This window comes from Acidimicrobiales bacterium, from assembly GCA_036378675.1.
Taxonomy (GTDB): Bacteria; Actinomycetota; Acidimicrobiia; order Acidimicrobiales; family Palsa-688; genus DASUWA01.
Map to the genome: position 1 here is coordinate 167222 of DASUWA010000027.1, position 8585 is coordinate 175806.

Consider the following 8585-nt stretch of genomic DNA (forward strand, 5'->3'; position numbering starts at 1 on the left):
ACGCGCCCCCTCCGGCCGCACTCTTAAGCGTGAAGACGCCCGAGTGAACGGAGGAATCACCGTGAATTCCGAAATACGGCAAGGCCAAGAGGCTATCGATCAGGCAGAACAGGCGGGCGCCGACGGGGACGAGGTACTTGTCGACGACGAGCTTGTGGTCGAAGAGATCTCGATCGACGGGATGTGCGGTGTCTATTGATGCGCAGGGCTTCGACCTCGACCATCCCTGGCGGCTTGACAACCAGGTCGCGGTTCGGCCCGAGCCCTTCGGGGGGCTGCTGTACCACTTCGGCACCCGTCGGCTGTCCTTCGTGAAGGACACGACCGCTCTCGCAGTGCTCCAGTGCATGGGCGAGCATCCCAGCGCCCGTTCTGCCTGCCGGGCGGTCGGCGTCGCCGACGGCGCCTTGCCTGCCTACGAGCAGGCGCTGGCTTCGCTCGCCGCGTCGAAGTTCATCACCCGTGGGCCGAAGCCGTGACTGCGGCGACGCCCCTCGTCGATCTGTTCGAGCTCGGCCTCAACTCGCCCATCTGCCTGACGTGGGAACTGACCTACGCCTGCAATCTGGCGTGCGTGCACTGCCTGTCCAGCTCTGGGCGACGTGATCCCAACGAGCTCGATACCGCCGAGTGCAAGCAGATCATCGACACGCTGCAGCAAATGCAGGTGTTCTACGTCAACGTCGGCGGCGGCGAGCCCACCGTTCGTTCCGACTTCTGGGAGCTACTCGACTACGCCACCGGCCACCAGGTGGGAGTGAAGTTCTCGACCAACGGCAGCAGGATCGACGCCACCGCGGCGAAACGGCTGGCGGACAGCAACTACGTCGACGTGCAGATCTCTGTTGACGGCGCGACCGCCGCCGTCAACGACGCCGTGCGCGGCGCCGGCTCATACGACACGGCGCTCCGAGCCATGGACCACCTGGCGGAGGCCGGTTTTGCCGGTTTCAAGCTCTCGGTGGTCATGACCCGACACAACATCGGCCAGCTGGACGATCTCAAGGCGCTGGCCGACCACTACGGCGCCCAGCTGCGTCTGACCCGGCTGCGCCCATCGGGTCGCGGCGCGGACACCTGGCACGAGCTGCATCCGACGGCCAGTCAGCAGCGCCAGCTGTACGACTGGCTGGCCGCACGCGGCGAGCAGGTGCTTACCGGGGACTCGTTCTTCCACCTGGCCCCATACGGCGAGCCACTGCCCGGGCTGGGGATGTGCGGGGCTGGTCGAGTGGTCTGCCTTATCGATCCCGTCGGCGACGTGTACGCCTGCCCGTTCATGATCCACCACGAGTTCCGAGCCGGCAACGTCCGCCAGCCCGGCGGCTTCGAGCGCGTGTGGCGCGACGCGAACCTGTTCAAGGAACTGCGCCAACCCACGACGGGGGGCTCGTGCTCCTCCTGCCAGTTCTACGGCACTTGCCGAGGCGGGTGCATGGCCGCCAAGTTCTTTACGGGGTTGCCACTGGACGGCCCCGACCCCGAATGCGCGCAAGGCCACGGCGAGACCGCGTTGCGAAGCCGCGACGCGCCTCAGGTACCGCGTGCCACCGCCGATCATTCCCGCCGTCCACGGCGGTCGGAGCCGGTGCCGGTCAATCTGACTCGACGCCAACCCCTGGCCCGCACGTGCGACGCCAACCCGCTCGCCGGCCTCGATCTGAACAGCAAATGAAAATCTGATCTCTCAATGAAAGGAATAGGAACAATGACAGGACGAGTCGGAGGCAAGGTTGCCTTCATTACCGGGGCGGCTCGCGGTCAGGGCCGCAGCCACGCCATCACCCTTGCGCGAGAAGGGGCCGACATCATCGCGATCGACATCGAGGGACAGATCGAGTCGGTGCCCTATCCGATGTCGGCTCCCGGTGACATGGAGCGCACGGTCAAGGAGGTCGAGGCGCTCGACCGGCGGATTGTCGCCACCAAGGCAGACGTGCGGGACTACAACGCGGTGAAGCAGGCGCTCGACGACGGCGTGGCGCAACTGGGCCGGTTGGACATCGTCAGCGCCAACGCCGGCATCTTCAGCATCGGGACGCTCGATCAGATCCCGGAACAGACCTGGCAGGACGTGATCGACACTGATCTCACCGGCGTCTGGCATACCGCCAAGGCGGCGATCCCGCACCTGCGGGCCGGGGGAGGCGGGTCGATGATCCTGACCAGCTCCCTCCAGGGGTTGAAGCCAGCGCAGAACATCGGCCATTACGTGGCGGCCAAACACGGCGTAGTGGGACTTATGCGCTCCCTTGCCCTCGAGCTGAGTCCGGACATGATTCGGGTCAACAGCGTGCATCCCACCATGGTCGACACCGACATGGTCATGAACGACGCCACTTACGCGCTGTTTCGCCCGGACCTGGCGCACCCGACCGCCGACGACATGGCCGTAGCTGCGCAAGCGTCGAACACGCTACCGATCCCTTGGGTCGAGCCCGCAGACATAAGCAACGCCGTCCTGTGGCTGGCCTCGGATGAGTCCCGTTACGTGACCGGAGTGGCGCTGTCCGTCGACGCCGGCGCAAACATCAAATAGGAGGCGTCAATGCGCAACAAGTGGTTCGAGTCGGTGGCCGAAGCGGAGCGGCGGGCCAAGAAGACACTGCCAAGGGGGGTGTACTGGGCCGTTTACGCTGGTTCCGAGAAGGGGGTGACTCTGGCGGGCAACGTGGAGGCGTTCACCGAGCTGGGGTTCGCCCCACACGTAGCCGGGCAGCCAGCCAAGCGCGACCTGTCCACCACTGTGATGGGCCTGTCGGTGTCGATGCCCGTGGTGTGCTCGCCGACGGGCGTGCAGGCCGTGCACCCCGACGGGGAGGTCGCCGTCGCCCGGGCTGCCGCGAACAAGGGTACGGCCGTGGGGTTGAGCTCGTTCGGCAGCAAACCGATCGAGGAAGTCACGGCGGCCAACCCCAAGACCCTGTTCCAGATGTACTGGATCGGCGACCGCGACGAGATGGCGGCGCGGGTCGAACGGGCCCGCGCCGCGGGGGCAGCTGGGCTGATCCTCACCCTCGACTGGACGTTCGCCAATGGCCGCGACTGGGGTAGCCCCTGGATCCCCGAGCGGCTGAACTTCGAGGCCATCGTGCGCTACCTGCCACAGGCGATCGTGCGGCCGCGGTGGCTAGCCCGATACGCCCGGACGCTGCGCCCGCCGGACCTGACGGTGCCGAACATGGTGCGCGCCGGCTTGCCCGCGCCGACCTTCTTCGGCGCCTACGGCCAGTGGATGGCCACGCCGCCTCCGTCGTGGGAGGACGTGGCCTGGCTGCGTCAGCAATGGGGCGGGCCGTTCATGGTCAAAGGCGTCACGCGGGAGGACGACGCCAAACGGGCCGTCGAGGCGGGGGCGACTGCCATCTCGGTTTCCAACCACGGCGGCAACGACCTGGACGGCACGCCAGCCACGATCCGAGCGCTGCCAGCGGTCGCCGCCGCGGTCGGCGACGACGCAGAGGTGCTGCTCGACGGTGGGATTCGCCGCGGCGGTGACGTCGTCAAGGCCCTCGCCCTCGGCGCCCGGGCCGTGATGATCGGCCGGCCCTATCTGTGGGGCCTGGCGGCCAATGGCCAGGCCGGGGTGGAGAACGTGCTCGACATCCTGCGCTCCGGCATCGATTCGGCGTTGCTCGGCCTGGGGCGAGCGTCGGTGCACGACGTAACCGTCGACGACCTCGTGATTCCGCCTGGGTTCAGCCGCGAGCTCGGCTCTGCCGCGTAATGCCACGGACCGGGCCAGCGCTCGCGGCGTTGACGTGGCCCGAGACTGCGGCCTTCGCGGAGGAAGGGTCGATCCTGGCGGTGCCGGTGGCGAGCACCGAGCAGCATGGCCCCCACCTGCCGCTGTCCACCGATACGGACCTGGCCATCTGGCTCTGCGCGGCACTCGCCACGTTTCGGAGCGACGTGCTCATCGCCCCGCCGCTTCCTTACGGTTCGAGCGGCGAGCACGAAGGATTCGCCGGAACATTGTCGATCGGCCAGCAGGCGCTCGAGGCGGTGCTCGTGGAGCTGTGCCGATCCGCGCTGTTGACCTTTGACGGAGTCGTGCTGGTCTGCACGCACGGAGGCAACGCCGAGCCGCTTCACCGAGCCCGGCGTACTTTGTCCGACGAATCCCGCCGGATCCTCGCCTGGCGGCCGCGCTTGCAAGGCGACGCGCACGCGGGAAGAACAGAGACGTCGGTGCAGCTCGCGCTCCACCCGGACAGCGTGCGGCTTGGCGACGCCGAAGCCGGCGACACCCGCGACCTCGCGGAGATCCTGCCGACGGTCCGGGCGACCTCGCTAAAGGCGGTCAGCCAGAACGGCGTGCTCGGTGACCCCGCCGGGGCGACGGCAGACGAAGGACGACGGCTCTTGGGCTCGCTGCTCGCGGACCTGGTCCAAACCGTCTCGTCGTGGCTCGGAGCCATCAGATGACGGCACCTGGCTTGGGCGACCGCCGGGTGGCGTTGGTAACGGGGGCGGCCCGTGGAATCGGCGCGGCGACGGCGTCGGCCTTGCTGGACCAGGGGTGGTACGTGGGCGCCGTCGACCGTTACGCCGACGATCCAGCGCTTCCGTACAGCCTCGCACGCGCAGAGGACCTTGAGGCGTTCGTGTGGAGGGAGCCTAACCGCATCATGGCTCTCGAGGCCGATGTACGGGACGCGGCCGCGCTCGGCGAAGCCGTTGCACAGGTCGAGGGGAGTTGGGGAGGACTCGACGCGGCGATCGCTTGTGCGGGCGTAATCGCCGGAGGGATGGCCGCGTGGGAGCTGCCCCCCGACCAAGAGCGCGCCGTGCTCGAGGTGAATCTCGGCGGTGTGCTTAACCTCGCCAGAGTCGCGATACCCGCGCTGCTCCGCCGTCCGGAACCAAGGCGAGGCCGGTTCCTTGCCACAGTCTCCGCCGCGGCGACTCGCGGTTTCCCGGGACTGGCCGCGTACGGCGCGGCAAAAGCCGGCGTCACTGGTTTCGTGCGGTCGCTGGCGAGCGACCTGCGCGGCACTGGCGTTACCGCCAACACCGTCAGCCCGGGCCCCACGCGAACGGCTGGCTTGAAGGAGAGTGCTCGCTTTTACGGTCTCACCGACGCCGAGTCCTTCGCCCGTCAAGTCCCGATCGAACGGCTCGTTGAGCCCGAGGAGATCGCAACGGTCTTCGCGTTTCTGGCGAGCGACGAGGTTAGCGCCATGACGGGGACGAGCGTGGCGGTTGACGGAGGGCATTCATTATGAACCAGAAGGTTGTCCCACCCGAAGCGCTCGGCGTCGCCGCGACGTTGCCGATGCCCACGGGGACGGTGGTCTCATTCGGGCACGCGACCAAAGAGCTCGCACCTAACTTCCTGTTCGGCGGCAACCCGGCGCGACTGATTTGGCTGAGTGACAAGGGGGTCGAAGCTCTCGACGAACTGCGCTTAGGCCCGGCGTGCTCTCCTGCAGGCGCCAACCTCGCTCGGCGTCTGACGGATGCCGGCCTCGCCCACCCTCTGCCGCATCCCGTCGACAGAACGCCGAGTGTCACGTTCGTTGTTCCGGCTCGCAATTGTTCCCGCCATCTCGACGACTGCCTGCGTTCGCTGGATGCAGGGAAAGATGTGGTCGTCGTCGACGACCATTCGGCGGACGCTGCTGGCATCGAGCAGGTTTGCATTGCCCACGGCGCCAGGTTGATCAGGCGGTCGGGCTCCGGCGGCCCGGCAGCGGCGCGCAACACGGGCGCCGCGGCAGCCCGGACCGACCTGGTCGCCTTCGTGGACAGCGACTGCGTGGTGCCAGACGGCTGGCTCGCCGACCTCGTCGGCCACTTCGAAGATCCTCTCGTCGCCGGGGTCGCGCCTCGGATCGTCAGCGCAACGTCCTCGGGCCTTCCTTCTCTTTTGGACATGGGCCAAAGGCCGTCGCGGGTCGACCCGCGGGCGGCAGTGCCCTACGTTCCAACGGCGGCCTTGGTCGTGCGCCGGGACGCGCTCGGCGACGGCTTCGACGAGGAGCTGCGATACGGCGAGGACGTCGATCTGGTCTGGCGGTTGGCCGCCTCGGGTTGGCGCGTCCGATACGAGCCCTCGGTGCTCGTGGCCCACCGAGACCCCCGGTCATGCGTCGGGCGGCTACAGAAGCGGTTTCGCTACGGAACGTCGGTCGGCCCTCTGGCCGTCCGGCATCCGGGCAACCTTTCCCATCTCTCGCTCCAACCGCTCCCCGCCATCACGGCGATAGCGTTGCTGGCACGACGCCCGAGGCTCGCGGGCGCGTCGCACCTTGCCGGCACCCTGCTACAAAACAGGCGCCTCAAGGGTGCAAACGTTCGCTGGCCTGACCTCGTCGGGCCGACGGCGAATGGCCTCTACCGGACGTGGCTCGCGATCGGTAGGTGGTGCGGGTGGTTCGCGTGGCCCATCTTGGCCATCCTTCTTAAGCGGTGGCGACAAAGCGGGTGGTGGCGACGAGCTGCCCTTCTCTCGTTGATCGTCGGTCCGCCAGTCACTCAGGTCTTTGGTGAGCACCCCCCGAGGCACGTCCTCGCCGCTCTGGGGGAGGAAGTGGCCTACGGCGTAGGGGTAGCCGTTGGCTGCGTTCGAGTCAGACAACTCGCGCCGCTGATTCCCTCCATCGACTGGACGACGCTCGGTAGGCGAAGGATCATGAAATAAGGGCTCGCACGAGCTCTAGCGATGGTCCCGGTATCCGGGGCCACGGATCGTCGTCGGTCGGCGTGACGGCCGGATCTGTTCGATCCACTGCTCGAGGCAACCGTCACGGTGCTCGGCACTCGCCTCGCCCGAAGGAAACCTCGGTGACGACCTTGGCGAGGGCAGTGTCCGCTTCCTTCTTCGTTCCCTTGAAGGTCCTCGTAGCTTGGCGCGGGCTGCCGGTCACCCGGTCGTCGCCCAGGCAAACGCGAAGACGCCACACCCCCGGCGACCTTTCCATCTTGGTCCCCCGCATAAGCTTCTCCAGCCACTCGCCAGACCGGCGAACTAGTCCAAAGCCAGTCTGAGCAGGTGACAGGACATAATCTGAACAGCGAAAGTGCTGGTCAGACTTTGATGCGCCCCTGGCGGGGCGCACCTTTGGGGGATGAAATAGGGGTGTGTCGCCCTGGCGAACGTCGATGCCTCTTGGTGCTGTAGGTGAGCCCGAAGGTCAGACTGGCGTCGGGGGTCTGCAGGCACCTTGGATTGTTGCTTCGAGCACGAGTGTCAGAGTCTTTCTGATCGCCACGAGGCTCCCCGGGGCGGCACGCCTGATCAAGCAGATGAGGGGGTGGTCGGATGGAAGTGATCGTCGAGCGGGTGGCCGGCTTGGACGTTCACAAAGAGACAGTGATGGCCGCGATCAGGGTGCCGGGCGAGCGTGGCCGGTCGCAGAAGGTGAAGGAGTTCCAGACCTTCAACGCTGACCTGCTGGCGTTGCGGCGGTGGCTGGCCGAGGAGGGGGTCACGTTGGTGGTGATGGAAGCCACCGGCGTGTATTGGCGCGCCCCGTGGCATGTGCTCGAAGGGCACAGCGGCTGGGAGCTGATGTTGGTCAACGCCCGGCACGTGAAGAACCTCCCCGGACGTAAGACCGATGTGTCCGACGCGGCGTGGCTGGCTCAGCTGGCCGAGTGCGGCCTTTTGCGGGGCAGTTTCGTTCCGCCGCCGGTGATCGCCGAGCTTCGGGACTTGACCCGATACAGGAAGAAGCTGGTCGAGGACCGGGCCAAAGAGGTGCAGCGGGTGCAAAAGACCCTGGAGGACGCCGGGATCAAGCTGGAGTCGGTGGTCACCGATGTGATGGGCAAGGCGGCACGACGGATGATCGAAGCTCTCATTGCCGGCGAACGCGACCCTGACGTCCTGGCCGACATGGCGCTCACCCGGATGAGGCCGCGTATCGGTGATCTGCGGCTGGCGCTGGTCGGCCGGTTCGGGACCCACCATGCGGTGATGTGCAAGGCGCACCTGTCACACATCGACTATCTCGACGCCCAGATCGCCGTCCTCGACGCCGAGGTGGACCGGGTGATCGCCCCTTTCGCTGACCAGCTCGGCCGGCTCATGACCATCCCCGGGGTCGGCCGGCGCACCGCCGAGGTGGTCATCGCCGAGATGGGGGTGGACACGTCCCGCTTCCCCACGGCAGCCCATTTGGCCTCGTGGGCTGGGTTGTGCCCCGGCCAGCACGAGTCGGCCGGAAAGTCCCGCAGCGGCCGAGCCCGAAAAGGCAACTCCGCCCTGCGGGTGGCGTTATGCGAAGCGGCCTGGGCCGGGGTCCGAAAGAAAGACAGCTACCTCGGAGCCCAGTTCCGTCGCTTCCAGCGCCGGTTCGGCAAAAGGGCCAGGGGCAAAGCCATCTTCGCCTGCGCCCACAGCCTGATCGTCATGATCTGGCACGTCCTGGCCGAAAACGACGCCGTCTACGAAGACCTCGGAGCCGACTGGTTCAGCCGCCGCGACGACACCGCCGCCCACACCCGCCGCCTCGTCCGCCAACTCGAACAACTCGGCCACCACGTCACCCTGACACCCGCCGCCTAACCAACCACAAACCATTCGGGGCTCCGCCCCGACCTAGGCGCGCCCGCCAGAAGAGCTATTTCGTGTCAGA

General features: G+C 67.2%; 10 protein-coding genes. 9 read left to right on the forward strand and 1 reads right to left on the reverse strand.

What is annotated here, in order from left to right; translation table 11 throughout:
* The first annotated feature begins 61 nt into the window (after positions 1 to 61).
* The 8 genes from mftA to mftF are packed head-to-tail and all read left to right on the forward strand — an operon-like array spanning position 62 to position 6646.
* Positions 62 to 199: a mycofactocin precursor MftA gene (gene mftA / locus VFZ97_10675; protein ID HEX6393900.1), complete on the forward strand. Its 138-nt coding sequence runs from the start codon at positions 62 to 64 to the stop codon at positions 197 to 199.
* A complete protein-coding gene (gene mftB / locus VFZ97_10680) occupies positions 189 to 479 on the forward strand; it encodes a mycofactocin biosynthesis chaperone MftB (protein HEX6393901.1) in 291 nt (96 codons plus the stop codon). The genes mftA and mftB overlap by 11 nt, the downstream gene beginning before the upstream one ends.
* Complete coding sequence (gene mftC, locus VFZ97_10685) at positions 476 to 1675, forward strand: mycofactocin radical SAM maturase (GenBank protein ID HEX6393902.1); 1200 nt, start codon at positions 476 to 478, stop codon at positions 1673 to 1675. The genes mftB and mftC overlap by 4 nt, the downstream gene beginning before the upstream one ends.
* A 33-nt stretch (positions 1676 to 1708) precedes the next feature.
* Positions 1709 to 2539, forward strand: coding sequence for a mycofactocin-coupled SDR family oxidoreductase (locus tag VFZ97_10690; GenBank protein ID HEX6393903.1), 831 nt, complete (start codon positions 1709 to 1711; stop codon positions 2537 to 2539).
* Positions 2540 to 2548: 9 nt separating this feature from the next.
* A complete protein-coding gene (mftD, locus tag VFZ97_10695) occupies positions 2549 to 3727 on the forward strand; it encodes a pre-mycofactocin synthase MftD (GenBank protein HEX6393904.1) in 1179 nt (392 codons plus the stop codon).
* Entirely contained in the window at positions 3727 to 4428 is a 702-nt protein-coding gene (gene mftE, locus VFZ97_10700) for a mycofactocin biosynthesis peptidyl-dipeptidase MftE (GenBank protein ID HEX6393905.1), read from the forward strand. The genes mftD and mftE overlap by 1 nt, the downstream gene beginning before the upstream one ends.
* Positions 4425 to 5228 (forward strand): mycofactocin-coupled SDR family oxidoreductase, encoded by an 804-nt coding sequence (locus VFZ97_10705; protein HEX6393906.1) that lies wholly within the window; start codon positions 4425 to 4427, stop codon positions 5226 to 5228. Before mftE ends, VFZ97_10705 begins: the two co-directional genes overlap by 4 nt.
* Positions 5225 to 6646 carry a mycofactocin biosynthesis glycosyltransferase MftF gene (mftF, locus tag VFZ97_10710; GenBank protein ID HEX6393907.1) on the forward strand — a complete coding sequence of 474 codons (1422 nt, stop codon included), beginning with the start codon at positions 5225 to 5227 and terminating at the stop codon, positions 6644 to 6646. Before VFZ97_10705 ends, mftF begins: the two co-directional genes overlap by 4 nt.
* 103 nt (positions 6647 to 6749) lie before the next feature.
* Here mftF and VFZ97_10715 read toward each other — a convergent pair whose 3' ends face one another.
* Entirely contained in the window at positions 6750 to 6926 is a 177-nt protein-coding gene (locus VFZ97_10715) for a hypothetical protein (GenBank protein ID HEX6393908.1), read from the reverse strand.
* Positions 6927 to 7267: 341 nt separating this feature from the next.
* Here VFZ97_10715 and VFZ97_10720 point away from each other — a divergent pair, with 341 nt between their 5' ends.
* Positions 7268 to 8515 (forward strand): IS110 family transposase, encoded by a 1248-nt coding sequence (locus tag VFZ97_10720; protein HEX6393909.1) that lies wholly within the window; start codon positions 7268 to 7270, stop codon positions 8513 to 8515.
* The last annotated feature ends 70 nt before the right edge of the window (positions 8516 to 8585 follow it).